General features: G+C 71.9%; 19 protein-coding genes. 7 read left to right on the top strand and 12 right to left on the bottom strand.

The genetic code is table 11. From position 1 onward, the window contains the following. Nucleotides 1-45: 45 nt before the first annotated feature. From pqqE to ACFY1P_RS10595, 6 genes are all read right to left on the bottom strand, one after another. Entirely contained in the window at nucleotides 46-1,110 is a 1,065-nt protein-coding gene (gene pqqE, locus ACFY1P_RS10620) for a pyrroloquinoline quinone biosynthesis protein PqqE (RefSeq protein WP_390750422.1), read from the bottom strand. Continuing rightward, nucleotides 1,103-1,471, bottom strand: coding sequence for a pyrroloquinoline quinone biosynthesis peptide chaperone PqqD (pqqD, locus tag ACFY1P_RS10615; RefSeq protein ID WP_390750421.1), 369 nt, complete (start codon nucleotides 1,469-1,471; stop codon nucleotides 1,103-1,105). The genes pqqE and pqqD overlap by 8 nt, the downstream gene beginning before the upstream one ends. Beyond that, complete coding sequence (pqqC, locus tag ACFY1P_RS10610) at nucleotides 1,468-2,160, bottom strand: pyrroloquinoline-quinone synthase PqqC (RefSeq protein ID WP_390750420.1); 693 nt, start codon at nucleotides 2,158-2,160, stop codon at nucleotides 1,468-1,470. The genes pqqD and pqqC overlap by 4 nt, the downstream gene beginning before the upstream one ends. Further along, nucleotides 2,160-2,372, bottom strand: a complete 213-nt coding sequence (pqqA, locus tag ACFY1P_RS10605; RefSeq protein ID WP_361522750.1) for a pyrroloquinoline quinone precursor peptide PqqA — start codon at nucleotides 2,370-2,372, stop codon at nucleotides 2,160-2,162. The genes pqqC and pqqA overlap by 1 nt, the downstream gene beginning before the upstream one ends. A 307-nt stretch (nucleotides 2,373-2,679) precedes the next feature. Beyond that, the gene (gene aceB, locus ACFY1P_RS10600; RefSeq protein WP_361522636.1) at nucleotides 2,680-4,305 is read right to left on the bottom strand and encodes a malate synthase A; all 1,626 of its coding nucleotides are present in this window, start codon (nucleotides 4,303-4,305) and stop codon (nucleotides 2,680-2,682) included. 178 nt (nucleotides 4,306-4,483) lie between these two features. Further along, nucleotides 4,484-5,128 (bottom strand): NTP transferase domain-containing protein, encoded by a 645-nt coding sequence (locus ACFY1P_RS10595; RefSeq protein ID WP_390750419.1) that lies wholly within the window; start codon nucleotides 5,126-5,128, stop codon nucleotides 4,484-4,486. Between the two features lie 151 nt (nucleotides 5,129-5,279). Here ACFY1P_RS10595 and ACFY1P_RS10590 point away from each other — a divergent pair, with 151 nt between their 5' ends. Beyond that, nucleotides 5,280-5,702 (top strand): DUF5955 family protein, encoded by a 423-nt coding sequence (locus tag ACFY1P_RS10590; protein ID WP_390750418.1) that lies wholly within the window; start codon nucleotides 5,280-5,282, stop codon nucleotides 5,700-5,702. Between the two features lie 6 nt (nucleotides 5,703-5,708). Here the strand turns inward: ACFY1P_RS10590 and ACFY1P_RS10585 are convergent, their stop codons facing one another. After that, nucleotides 5,709-6,488, bottom strand: a complete 780-nt coding sequence (locus tag ACFY1P_RS10585) for an IclR family transcriptional regulator (RefSeq protein ID WP_361522627.1) — start codon at nucleotides 6,486-6,488, stop codon at nucleotides 5,709-5,711. A gap of 257 nt (nucleotides 6,489-6,745) precedes the next feature. Here ACFY1P_RS10585 and allB point away from each other — a divergent pair, with 257 nt between their 5' ends. Both allB and alc read left to right on the top strand, forming a co-directional pair. Beyond that, entirely contained in the window at nucleotides 6,746-8,140 is a 1,395-nt protein-coding gene (gene allB / locus ACFY1P_RS10580) for an allantoinase AllB (RefSeq protein ID WP_390750471.1), read from the top strand. After that, nucleotides 8,137-9,297 carry an allantoicase gene (alc, locus tag ACFY1P_RS10575; protein ID WP_361522625.1) on the top strand — a complete coding sequence of 387 codons (1,161 nt, stop codon included), beginning with the start codon at nucleotides 8,137-8,139 and terminating at the stop codon, nucleotides 9,295-9,297. Before allB ends, alc begins: the two co-directional genes overlap by 4 nt. A gap of 269 nt (nucleotides 9,298-9,566) precedes the next feature. Here alc and ACFY1P_RS10570 read toward each other — a convergent pair whose 3' ends face one another. The 3 genes from ACFY1P_RS10570 to ACFY1P_RS10560 form a co-directional block, all read right to left on the bottom strand. Next, nucleotides 9,567-10,769, bottom strand: a complete 1,203-nt coding sequence (locus tag ACFY1P_RS10570; protein ID WP_361528292.1) for a cytochrome P450 — start codon at nucleotides 10,767-10,769, stop codon at nucleotides 9,567-9,569. Nucleotides 10,770-10,879: 110 nt separating this feature from the next. Continuing rightward, nucleotides 10,880-12,610, bottom strand: coding sequence for a coagulation factor 5/8 type domain-containing protein (locus ACFY1P_RS10565; RefSeq protein WP_390750417.1), 1,731 nt, complete (start codon nucleotides 12,608-12,610; stop codon nucleotides 10,880-10,882). Nucleotides 12,611-12,679: 69 nt separating this feature from the next. Then, a complete protein-coding gene (locus tag ACFY1P_RS10560) occupies nucleotides 12,680-13,108 on the bottom strand; it encodes a ribonuclease domain-containing protein (protein ID WP_361528288.1) in 429 nt (142 codons plus the stop codon). Nucleotides 13,109-13,321: 213 nt separating this feature from the next. Between ACFY1P_RS10560 and ACFY1P_RS10555 the strand changes: the two genes are divergently transcribed. From ACFY1P_RS10555 to ACFY1P_RS10540, 4 genes are all read left to right on the top strand, one after another. Next, nucleotides 13,322-13,969 (top strand): XRE family transcriptional regulator, encoded by a 648-nt coding sequence (locus ACFY1P_RS10555; protein ID WP_361528286.1) that lies wholly within the window; start codon nucleotides 13,322-13,324, stop codon nucleotides 13,967-13,969. Then, complete coding sequence (locus ACFY1P_RS10550) at nucleotides 13,966-14,196, top strand: DUF6126 family protein (RefSeq protein WP_390750416.1); 231 nt, start codon at nucleotides 13,966-13,968, stop codon at nucleotides 14,194-14,196. Before ACFY1P_RS10555 ends, ACFY1P_RS10550 begins: the two co-directional genes overlap by 4 nt. An 83-nt stretch (nucleotides 14,197-14,279) precedes the next feature. Continuing rightward, nucleotides 14,280-14,939 carry a transcriptional regulator gene (locus tag ACFY1P_RS10545; protein ID WP_390750415.1) on the top strand — a complete coding sequence of 220 codons (660 nt, stop codon included), beginning with the start codon at nucleotides 14,280-14,282 and terminating at the stop codon, nucleotides 14,937-14,939. A gap of 4 nt (nucleotides 14,940-14,943) precedes the next feature. Further along, nucleotides 14,944-15,465 (top strand): GNAT family N-acetyltransferase, encoded by a 522-nt coding sequence (locus ACFY1P_RS10540; protein ID WP_390750414.1) that lies wholly within the window; start codon nucleotides 14,944-14,946, stop codon nucleotides 15,463-15,465. A 23-nt stretch (nucleotides 15,466-15,488) separates the two neighbouring features. Here ACFY1P_RS10540 and ACFY1P_RS10535 read toward each other — a convergent pair whose 3' ends face one another. Both ACFY1P_RS10535 and ACFY1P_RS10530 read right to left on the bottom strand, forming a co-directional pair. Beyond that, nucleotides 15,489-16,619: an acyltransferase family protein gene (locus ACFY1P_RS10535; RefSeq protein WP_390750413.1), complete on the bottom strand. Its 1,131-nt coding sequence runs from the start codon at nucleotides 16,617-16,619 to the stop codon at nucleotides 15,489-15,491. A 224-nt stretch (nucleotides 16,620-16,843) separates the two neighbouring features. Next, nucleotides 16,844-17,043 (bottom strand): FG-GAP-like repeat-containing protein (locus tag ACFY1P_RS10530; RefSeq protein ID WP_390750412.1); only part of this gene is annotated, 200 nt, incomplete at its 5' end.

The following is a 17,043-nucleotide window of genomic DNA, read 5'->3' as shown; positions in this document are numbered from 1 at the left end:
GGGCCGGGTGGTGGATGCGGGCGTACGGGCCGGGGCGGGCCGGGATCAGCGGCGGGGGAGGGCCGCGCCGGGTATGCCGGTGGCGTCCCGGACGATGTCCCGCACCAGGCCGTGGTGCGGGGAGAGCCGGCAGGCCGGGTCGGTGGCGGCCGCGTCGCCGGTCAGCTGGAACGCCTGGCAGCGGCAGCCACCGTGATCGATCTCCTTGCGCGGACAGCCGCGGCACGGCTCCCGCATCCAGTCCGTGCCACGGAAGAGGTTGAACGCCTGGGAACGGAACCAGATGTCGGCGAGACCCGCCCGCCCGGCGTTCGGCACGGCGAGCCCCGGGATCCGTGCCGCCGCCGAGCACGGCAGCACATCGCCGTTGGGCGCGACGGTCAGCTGGCGGCGGCCCCAGCCGTGCATACAGGGCTTGGGCACACCGTCGTGCAGGTCGGACACCACATAGACGATCTCCAGCCGCCCCGCCAGCCGCTCCCGAGCGGCGCGGACCACGGACTCGGCCGCCCGCAGCTGCTCGCGCGTGGGCAGCAGGGCCCGGCGGTTGAGCAGGGCCCAGCCGTAATACTGCGCGTTGGCCAGCTCCAGCCGGTCGGCCCCCAGCCGCACGGCCAGCTCGATCAGCTCCCCGGCGCGCCCCATGGTGGCCCGGTGCAGCACGGCGTTGAGCGTCAGCGGCAGACCCGCCTCCTTGACCAGCGCGGCCGCGGTGAGCTTCCGCCGGTGCGCCGGACGGCCCGCGAGGGCGTCCGCCTCCGCGGCGTCGGAGCTCTGCACGCTGATCTGCACATGGTCGAGTCCGGCGGCGACCAGCGCGGCGAGCCGGGGCTCGGTCAGGGCCTGACCGCCGGTGATCAGGCCGATGTAGAGACCGAGGCCGTGCGCGTGCGCGACGATCGCCGCCAGATCCCGCCGCACCAGGGGCTCCCCACCGGACAGATGCACCTGGAGCACCCCGAGCTCACGGGCCTCGGTGAGCACCCGGCACCAGTCCGGCAGGGTCAACTCCTCGGCATAAGCGTGGAGTTCCACCGGGTTGGAGCAGTACGCGCAGTGCAGCGGGCAGCGGTACGTCAGCTCGGCGAGCATCCCCAGCGGCCTATCCATCGGAAGCGGCCTGTCCATCGGACCGCTCCGGGGGATAGGGAGAGGCTTCGACGAGATGCCGCCGCGCCAACTCCGCCAGGAACGCTCGTACTTCCTCTGGAGACACCGAGACGTATCGCCGCGCCAGGGCCCGGGTGAGGGTCCGCTCGTCGGTGGCGCCGTCGCACAGCGCGAGCACGGCCGCACCCGTGTCGTTGAGCACCAGGACACCCTCCGGGTGCAGCAGGACGCCGGCATCCCGGACCGCGTCATGGCCCAGCCGCACGCCCCGGCGCAGCCGCCACCGCACCCCGGCACAGGCACTGTCACCCGGGGCGCCGCGCGGGGCCTTGCCCGGGGCCGGGGCGCCGCCCGCGCTCACCGGGCCCGGCCCGCGTGCTCGAGGGCGTCGAGGATGCTCCACAGCACCTCGCACTTGAACGCCAGCGCGGCCAGCGCCGCTTGCTGCCGCTCCCGCGTCGTGCAGTGCGCGAGGACCAGCTCCAGGGCGTGCCGGGCGTCGCAGGTGGCGGCGGCCGGGCGCTCGGCGAAATAGGCGTGACCGGCCGCGGCGACCCAGGGATAGTGCGCGCGCAGCGCCGCGAGGCGCTCGCGCATCAGGTCGGGTGAGAACAGCTCGGTGAGCGAGGAGGCCACGGCCTCGGTCCAGGGGCGGGTGCGGGCGAAGGTGACATAGGCGTCGGTGGCGAAGCGGACGCCGGGCAGCACATGGCGCTCGTCCAGCACCTCCGAGCGGCTCAGGCCCGCGGCCTCGGCGAGGTCGAGCCACTGGGCGTGGCCGCCGTGCCGGTCGTCGGCGCCGTCCTGATAGAGGACCCGCCGCACCCAGCGCCGACGCACCTCCGAATCCGGGCAGTTGGCGACGATGGCCGCGTCCTTCTGTGGCAGGCACTTCTGGTAATACCACCGGTTGGCTATCCACTGCCGCAGCTCCTGGCGGCTCAGCTCCCCGCGGTGGAGGCGCAGGTGCAACGGGTGCCTGTGCCAATAGCGGTCGGAGTGGGCGCGCAGCGCGGTGGTGAACTCCTCCGTGCTCAAGGCGGTGGTCATCACCATCGCCCGGCGTATGCCGTGACCTCTTGACCGAGCTCGATGTCCGTGAAGGCGGGTGGTGACCAGGGCCGGAGCGTGGGCCCGCCGGGGCTCTCGCGGGGTGCGGGCGGAGACTGCCGCGCCGTGCCGGCGCTTCGCTCCGCCGTCGCCGGGCCGGGGCGGGAGCCCGGGGCCGGTGATGCCGTGACAGGCCGGGGAGCAGTGGTCATCGCCGCTTCGGCCATGGTGTCTCCCCCTGTCGTCCGCGTGTGCAGGGCGACTGGCGGGTGTGCCCTGCTCCCTTCCAGGGTGAGCCAGGGCACACATGAGCCACAATCGCTGAATCGGGTGAACAATCATCCAATCACCCGTCACATGCGGCCGTTTCACCTCTCAGGCCAGAGCGCCCCCGGCCCGTACGCGGCCCGGAGCCCCTACGCGGCCCGGAGCCCCGCCGCAGCCCGGGGCCCTTCGGCTCGGAGCCCGCCGCAGCCCGGGCGCCCCTCGGCCCGGAGCTGCCCCCGCCCGGTCCCGCCCTCAAGCCGGCCGGTCCAGCAGCTCGTACGCCGGCAGCGTGAGGAACTCCGCGTAGTCCTCGTCCAGGGCGACCTTCAGCAGCAGGTCGTGGGCCTGCTGCCAGCGGCCCGCGGCGAAGGCTTCCTCGCCCGCCTCGGCGCGGATCGTGGCGAGCTCCTCGGCGGCCACCCGGCGCGTCAGCTCGGCGGTGGCCTTCTCGCCGTTCTCGAACACCACCCCGGCGTTGATCCACTGCCAGATCTGCGAGCGGGAGATCTCGGCGGTCGCCGCGTCCTCCATGAGGTTGAAGATGGCGACCGCGCCCGAGCCGCGCAGCCACGCCTCGATGTAGCGGATGCCGACGGCCACCGCGTTGCGCAGCCCCTCGTACGTCGGCCTCGCCTCCAGCGAGTCGACCGCGAGGAGTTCGCCGGCCGTCACGCGCACGTCCTCGCGCAGCCGGTCCTTCTGGTGCGGCCGGTCGCCGAGTACCGCGTCGAACGATGCCCGCGCCACCGGCACCAGGTCGGGGTGGGCGACCCACGAGCCGTCGAAGCCGTCGCGCGCCTCACGGTCCTTGTCGGCGCGGACCTTCTCGAAGGCGGCCTTGTTGACCTCGGGGTCCTTGCGGGAGGGGATGAAGGCCGCCATGCCGCCGATGGCGTGCGCGCCGCGCCGGTGGCACGTGCGCACCAGCAGCTCGGTGTACGCGCGCATGAACGGCGCCGTCATCGTCACGGCGTTGCGGTCGGGCAGCACGAACCGCGGCCCGCCGTCGCGGAAGTTCTTGACGATCGAGAACAGGTAGTCCCAGCGGCCCGCGTTCAGCCCCGAGGCGTGGTCGCGCAGTTCGAAGAGGATCTCCTCCATCTCGTACGCGGCGGTGATCGTCTCGATCAGGACGGTGGCGCGGACCGTGCCCCGCGGGATGCCCACGTAGTCCTGGGCGAAGACGAAGATGTCGTTCCAGAGGCGGGCCTCCAGGTGCGACTCGGTCTTGGGGAGGTAGAAGTACGGGCCCTTGCCCAGGTCGACGAGGCGCCGGGCGTTGTGGAAAAAGTAGAGCCCGAAGTCGGCGAGGGCGCCGGGGACGGCCCGGCCGTCCACGGTCAGGTGGCGCTCGTCCAGGTGCCAGCCGCGCGGCCGGACCACCACGGTGGCGAGCTCCTCGGCCGGCCGGAGCGCGTACGCCTTGCCGCGGGCGTCGGTGAAGTCGATGCGCCGCTCGTACGCGTCGGTCAGATTGAGCTGGCCGAGGACGACGTTCTCCCAGGTGGGCGCCGAGGCGTCCTCGAAATCGGCGAGCCAGATCCGCGCACCGGAGTTGAGCGCGTTGACGGTCATCTTGCGGTCGGTCGGGCCGGTGATCTCCACGCGGCGGTCCTGGAGCGCCGCCGGGGCGGGCGCCACCCGCCAGCTGTCGTCCTCGCGGACCGAGGCGGTCTCGGGGAGGAAGTCCAGGGTGCTCGTCCGCGCGATCTCGGCGCGCCGTGCGGCGCGGCGCGCGAGCAGTTCGTCGCGGCGTGGAGTGAACCGGTCGTGCAGTGCGCCGACGAAGGCGAGCGCCTCCTGTGTCAGTACCTCTTCCTGCCGCTCCACGTGCGGGGCGTCGACGATGACCGGCGAGGACGGCGCTGGTGCGGACATGAACTGTCACTCCTTCAGCGGGGGACGGCTACCGCGAGGACGGCACGGAGTGCCGCGCGGATCCTGATCAAATGGAGAATAGTTTCCTCATGGTGGAAGTTCAATGGGGTGGAGTGACGCCCGGTGCCAAGTCGAACGGCGCGCTCCGGTCCCGCCCGCCCTCGCTCCGGTCCCGCCCTCACTCCAGGAGCCGCCGCAGATCGTCCGGGGTGTCCACGTCGTCCGGCGCCGCGACGTCCCCGCACTCCACCAGCGTCACCGCCCCGGCGTGCTCCCGCAGATACGCGCGCGCCCCCCGGTCGCCGACGGCCGACCGCGCCACGCTCTCCCAGTGCTCGCGCGCGAACAGCACGGGATGGCCGCGCTCACCCCCGTACGCGGCCGCGGCGAGACCCGCGCCCGCCCGGTGCGCGGCCAGCAGCCGGGCCACCGCCGCGGCCCCCACGCGCGGCTGGTCCACGAGCGTCACCAGCACCGCCGGGGCGTCCGTGGCGGCCAGTGCCGCGAGCCCGGCCCGCAGCGAGGACCCCATGCCGTCGGCCCAGTCGGGGTTGTCCACCAGGACACAGCCCGGCAGTTCGGCCCGGTTCCGCACATCCGCCGCGCGAGCGCCCAGCACTACGTACCGTGGTACGCAGCCACCGTCCCGCAGCACCCGGGCCGCGAACTCCACCAGAGGCCTGCCCCGGTGGCCGAGCAGCGCCTTGGGCCGGCCGCCCAGCCGCCGCCCGCCACCCGCCGCCAGCAGCAGCCCGGCGACAGGAGGGCCGCCGGGCCGGGCGTCCCCGGCGGGGCCGTCTGTCGTGTTCGTGATGCGCGTCATGGACCCTGCATACCCCATCCGTTCACCCGGTCGGAAAGAGTCCGCTTCGTCACCCGTGCGTGCGGAGTACGGACTTGATTTCGCTGTGCGTATAGCGCGCTGTACGGAAAGTCAGTTAACTGATCGGCGCGAGCGTGGGAGGGGGAGTGTCGTGACGGAAGGCGCCGTTGTGGTGGAAGAGGAGCAAGGCCGCGTCGGTCAGGACCCAGGAGTGGACGCGTTGAGAGACGCGGTGTTCCGGCTGCGCCGGGCGCTCGCGGCGCACCCCGCCCGGTTACCCGACCGGGAAGCCGCCGAGGACGAACTGGCCGCGCTGGACTCCATGGCGCGCGAGGGGCAGCCCGAGGTGGCCCGGCTGCACCGCTCCCTGCTCCTGGTCGTGGGCGCGGTGGGCTCGGTCAGCGCCCTGGCGGCCGCGCTCGGCGAACTCCGCGCCGCCGTCGACCGCTTGGGCGGGGCACGCGTGCCGGAGCAGGGCTCGGGCAGATCCGCCGACAGACCCGCGTGCGCGGGCCGGCGGGAAGACGGACAGCAGCCCCCGGCACGGGCCGAGGGCTTCCGTCAGGGGCGGTGAAGAGGATCAGGCAGTGGCCGCCAGCGCCAGCGACAGCTCGGCGGCGACCTCCTGGAGCAGCGGCACGATCCGCTCCGTGGCCGCGTCCGTGACCCGGCCCGCGGGCCCCGAGATGGAGATGGCCGCGGCCGTGGGCGAATTGGGCACCGGGACCGCCAGGCAGCGGACGCCGATCTCCTGCTCGTTGTCGTCCACCGCGTAGCCCGACTCGCGCACCTGGGCCAGCGCCTCCAGGAAGGCGTCCGGCGTGGTGATCGTCTTCTCGGTCGCGGCGGGCATGCCCGTGCGGGCCAGCAGCCCCCGCACCTCGTCGTCCGGGCTCTGGGCGAGCAGCGCCTTGCCGACGCCCGTGGTGTGCGGCAGCACGCGGCGGCCCACCTCGGTGAACATCCGCACGGAGTGCCGCGACGGCACCTGCGCCACATAGACGACCTCGTCGCCGTCGAGCAGCGCCATGTTCGCCGTCTCGCCGGTCTCCTCGACCAGCCGGGCCAGATGCGGGCGGGCCCAGGTGCCGAGCAGCCGGGAGGCGCTCTCGCCGAGCCGGATCAGCCGCGGACCGAGGGAGTATCGCCGGTTGGGCTGCTGACGTACGTAACCGCAGGCCACCAGCGTGCGCATCAGACGGTGGATCGTGGGCAGCGGCAGCCCGCTGGTCGTCGACAGCTCGCTCAGCCCGACCTCGCCACCGGCGTCGGCCATGCGCTCCAGCAGGTCGAAGGCGCGCTCCAGTGACTGGACACCGCCACTGGTCGGGGCGGTTCGGGGGTCGGCGGACGAGGGCACGTCTGGGTCCTTCCGGTACAGGGGTGGGAGCAGCCTACCGGGACATCGGGGGCTTTACGCCCAGCCTTCCGCGATTTGAAATCCGACTTCTGGTGAATGAAAAACATAAGGGGTCAGGGGGTCTTGACGGGTACGGGACACGGCTGAAGACTGCGTGCACCGCGGTTCAACAGAACGTTGAAATCTCGCTCGAGGGGCTCGAATGGCCCTCCGGAGGAAGGGGCGTGGGCGTGGGCACGACGGAGGCGAGAGAGCCGGTGCCACCGGTGGAACTGGTGCTGCGCTCCACCCGCGTCGTCACCCCGGAAGGCATCCGGCCCGCCACTGTCACCGTGGCCGGCGGCCGGATCACGGCCGTGCTGCCGTACGGGGCCGACGTACTGCCCTCCGGGACCGGCGCGCTGCCGTACGGGGCCGACGCGCCGCGCGGACCCGGGCCGTACGCCTCCGGGGCGGTCGTCGAGGATCTCGGTGACGACGTCCTGCTCCCCGGCCTCGTCGACACCCATGTGCACATCAACGACCCCGGCCGCGCCGAGTGGGAGGGCTTCGCCACCGCCACCCGGGCGGCGGCCGCCGGTGGCATCACCACGCTCGTCGACATGCCGCTCAACAGCCTCCCGCCCACCACCACCCTCGAACACCTGCGGATCAAACAGGACGCCGCGCGCGGCAAAGCCCACGTCGACCTCGGCTTCTGGGGCGGGGCCCTGCCCGGCAACCTCGCGGACCTGCGGCCCCTGCACGACGCCGGGGTGTTCGGCTTCAAGGCGTTCCTCTCGCCGTCCGGCGTCGAGGAGTTCCCCTCGCTCGCCCCAGGCGACCTGGAGGCGGCCGCGGCGCGGATCGCCGCCCTCGACGGGCTGCTGATCGTGCACGCCGAGGACCCCGGCCACCTGGCGCGCGCCCCGCAGCCCGGCGGAGCGCGCTACTCCGGCTTCCTCGCCTCGCGTCCCCGCGCCGCCGAGAACGACGCCATCGCCCGCCTGATCGCCGTCGCCCGCCGGCTGGGCACCCGCGTCCACGTCCTGCACCTGTCGTCCTCCGACGCCCTGCCGGTGATCGCCGCCGCCAAGGCCGACGGTGTGCGGATCACCGTCGAGACCTGCCCGCACTTCCTCACCCTCACCGCCGAGGAAGTCCCGGACGGCGCCACCGAGTTCAAGTGCTGCCCGCCGATACGCGAGGCCGCCAACCAGGACGCCCTGTGGGCCGGGCTCGCCGACGGCACCGTCGACTGCGTGGTCTCCGACCACTCACCCTGCACCACCGACCTCAAGGTCCCCGACTTCGGCCGGGCATGGGGCGGGATCTCCTCCCTCCAGCTGGGCCTGCCCGCCGTCTGGACCGAGGCCCGGCGGCGCGGCCACACCCTCCACGACCTCGCCCGCTGGATGTCCGGCGGCCCGGCCGCCCTCGCCGGGCTGCACCACAAGGGCGCCATCGAGGCGGGCCGCGACGCGGACTTCGCCGTCCTCGCCCCCGACGAGACCTTCACCGTCGACCCGGCCGCGCTCCACCACCGCAACCCCGTCACCGCCTACGCCGGCAAGACCCTGCACGGCGTCGTACGGGCGACCTGGCTGCGCGGCCGCCGGGTCACCGGCCGTGAGCCCACCGGCCTCCTCCTCGAAAGGCAGCGCAGCGCATGAGCGGCACACCCGCGGACATACCCTCCTTCACCGACCACGCGAAGCCCTACGCGGGCGGCGACCCGTACGCCGACTACCGCACCGCGGCCTTCCCCTTCGACCACTTCCCCGACCTCGCCGACCGGCGGCTGGGCGCCGGGGTGATCGCCGCCAACGACGAGTTCTTCGCCGAGCGCGAGAACCTCCTCCAGCCCGGCGCCGCGCACTTCGACCCCGGGGCCTACGGCCACAAGGGCAAGGTCATGGACGGCTGGGAGACCCGCCGCCGCCGGGGCGCCTGTGCCGATACGCCCCATCCGGCCGAGGACGACCACGACTGGGCGCTCGTCCGGCTCGGGGCGCCCGGGATCATTCACGGCGTCGTCGTCGACACCGCCCACTTCCGCGGCAACCACCCGCAGGCCGTCAGCGTCGAGGCCACCGCCCTGCCCGGCACGCCCTCCCCGGAGGATCTGCTGGCCGGCGGCGTGAAGTGGACGGTCCTCGTGCCGCGTACGCCCGTCGGCGGCCACGCGGCGAACGGCTTCGCCGTCCACTGCCCGGAGCGCTTCACCCACCTGCGGCTCAGCCAGTACCCCGACGGCGGCATCGCCCGCCTCCGCGTCCACGGCGAGTCCGTCCCCGACCTCGCCTGGCTCGCCGCCCTGGGCACGTACGACCTCGCCTCGCTGGAGAACGGCGGTCACGTCGAGGACGCCTCGGACCGCTTCTTCTCCTCCCCCTTCCACAGCATCCACCCCGGCCGCTCGCGCCGGATGGACGAAGGCTGGGAAACGCGCCGCCGCCGCGACCGCGGCCACGACTGGGTCCGCTACCGCCTCACCGGCCGCTCCGAACTGCGGGCGGTGGAGATCGACACGAGCGGCTACAAGGGCAACGCGGCCGGCTGGGCGACACTTTCCGCACTCGACGCGACGACGGGGGCGGACCCTTCGTCCCACGAGACCGGCTGGACGGAGATCCTGCCGCGGACGCGGCTGGAGCCGGATGCGGTGCATCGGTTCGTGCTGGGGGGTTCTGTGGTGGCGACGCATGTGAGGCTGGACATTCATCCGGACGGGGGTGTGGCGCGGGTGCGGGTGCACGGGTCTCTGGCGGTTCCTTTGTCCCCAGCCCCGCCCCTTCCCGAAACCGGGGCTTCGCCCCAGACCCCTTGACCGCGCTGACGCGCGGTGTCCTCAAACTCCCCCAGCTACCTCCCCCAGACTCCGTCCGGGGGTGCCCCCAGAGGTGCCCCCAACGGGCTGGATTTGGCTGATGTGGGTGCCAATTCAGCCCGTCCGGCGTTTGAGGACGCGCACGCAGTGCGCTGGGGTCCGGGGTCTCCCCCCGCGCGGCGGAGCCGCACATCAGATGCAGCCGGGAAGGGGCGGGGTAGGGGAACAAAGCGCCGCAGGCGCAAGCAACCCGCACCCCACCCGCCAATTCAGAACCGCACAGGCAACCTCTCCGGCCCCCGGATAAGCAGCCCCTCCCGCCAAGCCAGCGAAGCCGGATGCGCGTCGAGTGAGAGATCGGGGAAGCGGTCCAGCAGCGCACCGATCGCGATCCGGGCCTCCAGCCGGGCCAGCGGCGCGCCGAGGCAGTAGTGGATGCCGTGCCCGAAGGCGACGTGCCCGCGCGCGTCGCGCCGGATGTCGAAGCGGTCCGGCTCCGGGAAGCGGGCGGGGTCACGGTCCGCGTCGGCGAGGACGGGCAGCACGAGCGCCCCGCCACCCGGTATGCGCACACCGGCGATCTCCACCGGATCCGTCGTGAAGCGGTAGGTCGGCGTCTCCACCGGCCCGTCGTAGCGCAGCATCTCCTCGACGGCGTTCTCCATCAGACCGGGGTCCGCGCGCAACTGCGCCAGCTGGTCGGGGTGCTGGAGCAGGGCCAGGACGCCGTTGGAGATCAGGTTGACGGTCGTCTCGTGACCGGCGACGAGCAGCAGCCAGGCCATGCCGAGGAGTTCCTCGGAGGAGAGCCGGTCACCGTCCTCGTCGGTGGTGCGGATCAGCGCGCTCAGCAGGTCGTCACCCGGGTCCTCGCGCTTGGCGGCGATGAGTTCGGCGAGATACGCCCCGCCCTCGCTGGAGGCGACGGCCTTCTCCTCCAGCGGTGCGGCCCCGACAGCGATGTTGGACCAGGCCCGGAACGCCTTCCGGTCGAGCGAGGGCACCCCGAGCAACTCGCAGATGACGCCCATGGGCAGCGGGAACGACAGCGCGTCGACGAGGTCGACACGGCGCCCCGGGGCCGCCGCCATCGCCTCGATCAGCTCGTCCGTCATCCGCCGCACCTGAGGGGCCATCCTCTCGATGCGCTTGGGGGTGAACTCCTTGGCGACCAGCTTGCGCAGCCGGGTGTGCTGCGGTGCGTCGGCGATCAGCATGTGCGGCCCCGAGGCCACGGGTATGAGCCCCATGTCACCGGCGGCCGTCTGCCAGTCCTTCGACAGCCGTGGGTCGTTGAGCGTGGCGCGCACCTCGTCGTAGCCGACGACGAGCCAGGCTTCCGCGCCCTCCGGCATCCACGCCCGGTGCACGGGCCCGAGCGCGCGCAGTTCCGCGTAGACGCGATAGGGGTCTCTGGCGAACTCCTCACCCATCGCGGCCAGATCGACCATCGCGCCGGTGTCCGTCCCCATGGTGAACCTCCTCGTTGCCCAAGGCGACCATACTAACGTTCGGCGGCCGCCACGCCGGATGGCAAATGCCCCATGAGGCAGCGTCGTTGGCCGCGCCAGTAGGTCACCGGTCAGGGATAGGAGCGGAGATACGCGACATTCGTGATCGCGTCGGACGGACCTCCGGTGTCGTTGACGACGTGCCGGATCGTGCCCGTGCCGCCGAGCGAGACCGTGACCAGGTGATGGAAGCGCACCCCGGCCCGGCGCGGCGCCGCGAAGGCGCGATCGGCCACCACGCGCGGATCCGCGGTGAAGTGGCCGTAACTGCCCAGCCCCCAGCCCTCGTGGCGCGCCACCCGGCCGCCGACCTCGTAGGCGGGGTAGCCCCTGGCCGTGCCGTGGCTCCAGGCGGCCTGGGAGGGCGGGTCGTAGGGCAGCTCGTTCTGGAAGAAGTACGTACGGCCGTCCTCGCCGTTCCAGACGGTCTGCCGACGCTGGTAGTGCTCGACGAACAGCCCGTACAGCGTGACGCGGTCGCCGTTGACGACCAGGCCCTCGGAGGCGGTGTTGGCGGTCCAGCCGATGCCCGAGCCGTGGTCGGCGCGCCACAGCCACAGGTCGTCGCCGATGACGTCCGAGCTGTTGACGACGAGGGTGCGCACCGCCCTGCCGACGCCCGCCCCGCCGATGCGGAAGAAGACGTCGTGCAGGGAGACGGGATCGCGGTCGTGCCGCCGCCGGGCGCCGGGCGGTCCGATCTCCATCAGCGCGGGCGAGGCGACGGGCCCGGCGTCGACGAGGAGACCGGCGACGCGTACGCCGTCCACGTCGGCGACGGACAGGGCACTCGTGCCGCGGTCGGGGACGAGGGTCGCCAGCCCCAGGCCGAGGACGACCGTGCCGGGACGGGTGATCCGCAGCGTCCGGTCGAGGTGGTGGACGCCCGGCGTGAGCAGCAGGTCCTTCCCGCGCGCGAGCGCCGCCTGGATCCGGTCCGTACGCGTCCCGGGGCGGACGACGAGGAACCGGTCGAGCGGCCGCGAGGAGCCCGGCTGCCGGGCGCCGCGTTCCCAGGAGGTGCCCCGGGCGGCGGTGCGCAGACCGGGTACGAAGACGCGGTAGGCGCCCGCGCGGTCGACGTAGAGGAACGGCTTCTCCCGTACGCGGGGCGCCCGTTCGACCCGGGTGTAGGGAGGGTGCGGGAAGGTGCCTGCGGGGGCGTTCCGCACGCCCACGAAGACCATGTTCCAGGTACCGCCGGTCCAGCCGCCGAGGCTGCTGTCGCGGGTCAGCCACTGCTGCTGGGTGCCGGAGCGCACCCGCCCGTCGACGCGGGAGTCGGCGAGGAAGCCGCCGCTGGCCCAGCCCCCGTCGTCGAGCCGCAGGTCGCCGCGGAGGTGCATCCGGCGGTACGGGGCGGCCTGGGACACCGCCCAGCGGTCGGCCCCGGAGGCGGGGGTGACACTGAGGTTCTCGGCCTCGCGCCAGAAGTTCTGGGTGGCGTCGCCCTGCCGCCAGTCGGCCTCGGCGTGCACGGCACCCCGGACGACGACGTCGTCCGGTGACATCCCCAGGCCCGCGACCTGCGTGGAGAAGCCGACGTTGACGTCGACGTCATAGGTGCCCGGCTTGAACAGCAGAGCCTGGCGGCCGGCCCCGAACTGGTCGCGCTCCTGCCGCCGGAAGACCTCGTCCACCTTCCGCTGGATCACGGCCCGCGGCGTCGTGGGCCCGAAGACGCTGACGTACGGGCCGAGGTCGGGGACGGCCGGCGGGGCCGCGGAGGGAGCCTGGGAGAGGGAGAGGCAGGCGGCAGCCGCCACCGCGGTGATCAGGGCACGTACGGACCGGGATCTCACCGGGCCATTGAAGCGGACGTCCCGCCGTCGGGAGCGACGGCGGGACGGGACTCGCGGTGGGTGGTGGGCTCAGCAGGTGAAGTCGACCCGGCTGAAGGTCTGGTAGTGGTCGGCGGTGTAGTAATCCTCGTGCTGCTGTTCACCGGTGATGACCCGTCGGGTGCCGCGGTTCGGGGCACCGGGGGTCTTGACGGTGTACTCGTGGTAGTAGCCGGCGGACTGCTCCGGCAGCACGTCTTCCCGGTTGGAGAAGACGATGCCGTCCCTCGGATAGGGGAACGGGCCGCCCTTGTCGATGAGGGTGATCGTGTCGTGCGCCTCGGACGGCAGCTTGCCGTAACAGATGCTGCCGACGGCGTCCTCGTAGACGGAGGCGGAGGCGATGGCCGGGTGGGCGGCGGTGGTGGGAGTGGCGGCGGCCGCGGGGCCGCCGATCAGCAGCGCCGAGGCCAGGGCGGCGAGCGCCGCGGTACGCATGAAACGAGGGGGGTTGGTCATGACGCCCAGCATGACGCGCGTAGCGCATGACATGTCAATGCCAAATGGCGAAGTTTCCCGGCTGTTCACCGGGGCGTGCCGGGTACTGAATTGATCAAGAGAAATCCATGAGGAGCCCTGGTGGGACCCTGGGCGGAATCTTTGCCTCAGCCGCCTTTTGCCTCAGAGGCAAAACCTTTGCCTCTGAGGCATGCGGGCCGCTATACCGGAGGCATGAGCCCGTCGCCCGACCTGGCCGCGCCGTCCGGCCCGGCCGATCTCGCCGATCTGCCGTCCGTCGCCCCACGCCTGCGTGACCTGCGCAGACGCAGTGGTCTGACCCTGGAGGCCGCCGCCGCGCGCGTCGGTCTGTCCCCCGCGCACCTGTCCCGCCTGGAGACCGGCCGCCGCACCCCGTCCCTGCCGATGCTACTGACGCTGGCGCGCACGTACGGAACCACCGTCTCCGACCTGCTGGGCGAGGCGATCCCCGAGCGCGATCCCATTGTGCGCGCCGATCGCATGGAAGCCCAGGAGTCCGGCGGCTGGACCTACTGGCGGGCCGGGGGCTCCGGGCGGGCCATGCAGGCGCTGCGGCTGCACGTGCCTCCGGGCGCGGGCGGCCAGGCGGAGCTGGTCCGCGTGCACCCCGGCGAGGAGTGGCTCTACGTCACCCGCGGACGGCTGCGGCTGACGCTCGGCGAGGCCGTCCACGTGCTGGACCCCGGCGACGCCGCGCACTTCGACTCGCTGACCCCGCACCGGATCGCGGCGGCGTCGGGCGAGGGAGCGGACCTGCTGTTCATGCACACGCTGATGCAGAGCGGCGCGACCGAGCTGTGCCTCGGCGGCGCCGCACCGACCCGGAGGGGAATGCCGTGAGCAACGCCTCGCAGGACGCCTCGCAGAACCTGAACACCGCGGACGTCACCACTGCGGCACCGGCCGCGCCGACCGCATCCGCTGTCGCACCGGGCGGGAAGAAGAAGGTGAACGAGCAGGACCGGGCGCCGATAGCGATCACGATCCGCATCTTCATCTACCTCGTCGCCGTCCACTTCTTCGCCGGCTTCCTCTTCCTCCTCTTCTACCTGGCGGGAGCGAAGTGAGCGCGGCGGCCGGGCGCTGATCGACGATCTTCTGGCAGCCTGTTCCCGGGGTTCCTCACCGCTCGGGACAGGAAGGCGTCGCGATGGCTCGTACGGCCCGGGAAGTGCTGGCGGACGCGGTGGCGGGCCTCGCGCCCGCCGAAGGGGCGAACCGGCTGGTGCCGCTGATCGCGGCGGGCGAGGCACCCCGCGAGGTGTTCGCGGCCCTCGCCCTGGAACAGCACCACATCATCCCCAGCGACCGCCGCAGCTTCCTGCACCTGGCCGACCGCTCCGGGCTCCAGCCCGCCGTGGCCGCCTTCTTCCGCTTCCTCGCGGAGGGCGAGACCGAGGCCCTGCACCGGCTGACGACCCTGGCGACCGCCTGCGGCCTGGACGAGAAGGCGGTACGGGAGTACGAGCCACAGGCCGGCTGCCAGGCCTACCCCGCGTACGCGGCCTGGCTCGCCCTGGGCGCCGAACCCGTCGACGCGGCCGTGGCCCTCACCGCTAACTTCGCCGCCTGGTCCGGCTACTGCGCGACCGTCAGCCGGGCCATGCGCGACCACTACGGCTTCGACGAGAGCGCGTGCGGCTTCTTCGACTTCTTCGCCGTCCCGTCACCGGAGGCCGAGGAACTCTCCCTGGCCGCCGTCCACTCCGGCCTGGACACCGGCCTGCTCTCGGAACCGTCCGCCCACCGCTACGGCCGGCTGCTCCAGTCCTACGAGCTGATGTTCTGGGAGACGCTCGCTGTACGGTGAGCCCATGGTGACCTACCGCGTAGCGACCTCGGAGGACCGTAAGCGGGCCGAGGAGATCGACAACTCCTTCACGACCGACACGGTCCTCGAAGTAACCGCCACCGACGACGAATTCCGGGTGCGCCCGGTGCCGGTGGACCCACCGGTGCGCAAGGTCTACCCGGACGACGAGGACGAGGCCGACGGTGGGGAACACGTCATCGTGGCCCTGGACGCCGAGGGCGAGGTGTGCGGAGCGATCACCCTGGCGTACGCCACCTGGAACCGCCGCCTGCACATCACCGACTTGAGAGTGTCCCCACGTCACCGCGGCCACGGCATCGGCACGGCATTGATGGAACAAGCCCTGACCCACGGCCGCGAACTCTCCGCCCGCACGGCATGGCTGGAGGTCACCAACGTCAATGCCCCGGCGGTGAGGACGTACCGCCGCCTGGGCTTCGCGCTGTGCGGGCTGGATAGGTCGCTGTACGTCGGGACGGAGTCGGAGGGGGAGGTGGCGCTGTTCATGAGCCGGGGGTTGTGAACCCCCGGCTCCGCAGACCTGTTTCAGGCCGTGGCCGACTGCTTCTTCCGTCGGCCGCCGGACAGCAGCCTCACGCCGGGCTTCTCCACGTACTCATGCAGAAGCACCGCGCCGCCAAGAGAGATCGCCAGCACCAGGCCCAGATGCGCGACCAGGGGAATGGTGAAGTGGTGGGACTTGAGGAAATGGTCGACGCTGAATATGACGATCTCGTGCACGAGGTAGAAGGCGAAAGAGACCTCTCCCAGATACACGTTGATCCGGTTCCTGAACGGTGAGGGTTCTCCTCGGACGTCGGCTCGTGCGGCCGCGGCGATGGTCAGCGTGTACGGGATGACCGTGTCGGCGGCCCAGTGGAAGTCGAAGGGCATGACGTGGCTCGGCCCGAAGACGACCAGGACGGACAGGGCGAGGCTGGCGGTCAGCCCCGGGCCGCGCCAGGCGCCCTTCTTCACGAGCAGCGCCACAGCGATACCGATCACGAACTCGACCAGTCGCATGGGCGGGAAGACATAGAGCAGGAACTTCGGGTCCCAGCCGGTCGCGTGCTCGACGGACTTCATGTACAGCGGGGCCAGGACGACACATGCGTTGCCTATGACCACCGTCGCCCAGAGGCCGCGGGTGGAGAATCGCCGGACGAGCTTCATCACCAGCGGGAACGACAGATAGAAGAGGAACTCGCAGCTCAGCGACCAGGAGACGCCGTTGTACCCGAACCACCAGTCCTTCCGGTTCGGAATCCAGGACTGGAGCAGGCTCAGGTTCGCCAGCGCGATGCGGAGATCGAGGGCCTTGCTCATCCAGATCATCGTGACCACTGCGACGAAGAACGTCACCAGGTGGCTCGGGTAGATACGGGCGAAACGGCGCCGCCAGAACCCGGTCACGGTGTCATGAGGACGGGCCGACCAGGCGAGGACGAACCCGGAGAGAATGAAGAAGAAGGAAACCGCCGAGGGGCCGGCGTAGACGATCTCCTTAAGCCTGAAGACGTGCAAAGAGGTGCCGGAGGATATCTCCTCGTAGCCGAAGTGGAAGCAGGCGACGAGCAGCGCCGCGTACCACCGCAGGCCGGTCAGCGAGTCCAGACGTACCCGTGAGGTGGGGGGTTTGTCGGACGGCACGGTGGTGATGGGGGCTATCAGGCTCACTGTCGATTATCCCAGGTTAAGAGCAGGCGAGTCCTGCGGCGTCGGTTACGTCGCAGAGCAGTGCGCGAGCGTTGCGCGGGCCTTGGGGAAATGCTCTCCAAGGCCCGTTGAAACGCCTGTCTTCCGCCCGGCAGGAGCCGGGCGGAAGACAGGGGGTACTGCCTACGTCAAGATCGTCCCGTAAAGGACATCAGCAAGCTTGATCACCATGACGGGACAAGCTGCTAGATTCGGACTTTACTACCAGGTTCGCCGACGCCGGTGGCGAGGGTCCCTTGTTCGGTCCAGCCGCCGTGTCCGGTGCCGCCGTTGTTGATCCAGGCGTCGATGGCGCCGTCGTCGTGGAGGACGAGGTAGTCGGCTTTGCCGTCGCCGTTGATGTCGGCGAAGCGGATTTTGTCGCCGGGCTGGCCGACGCCGGTGG

Origin of the sequence: Streptomyces sp. NPDC001407 (assembly GCF_042895325.1) — a bacterium.
Classification (GTDB): Bacteria; Actinomycetota; Actinomycetes; order Streptomycetales; family Streptomycetaceae; genus Streptomyces.
The sequence above is the reverse complement of the archived record's forward strand: the minus strand, read 5'-3'. Positions and strand labels throughout refer to the sequence as shown.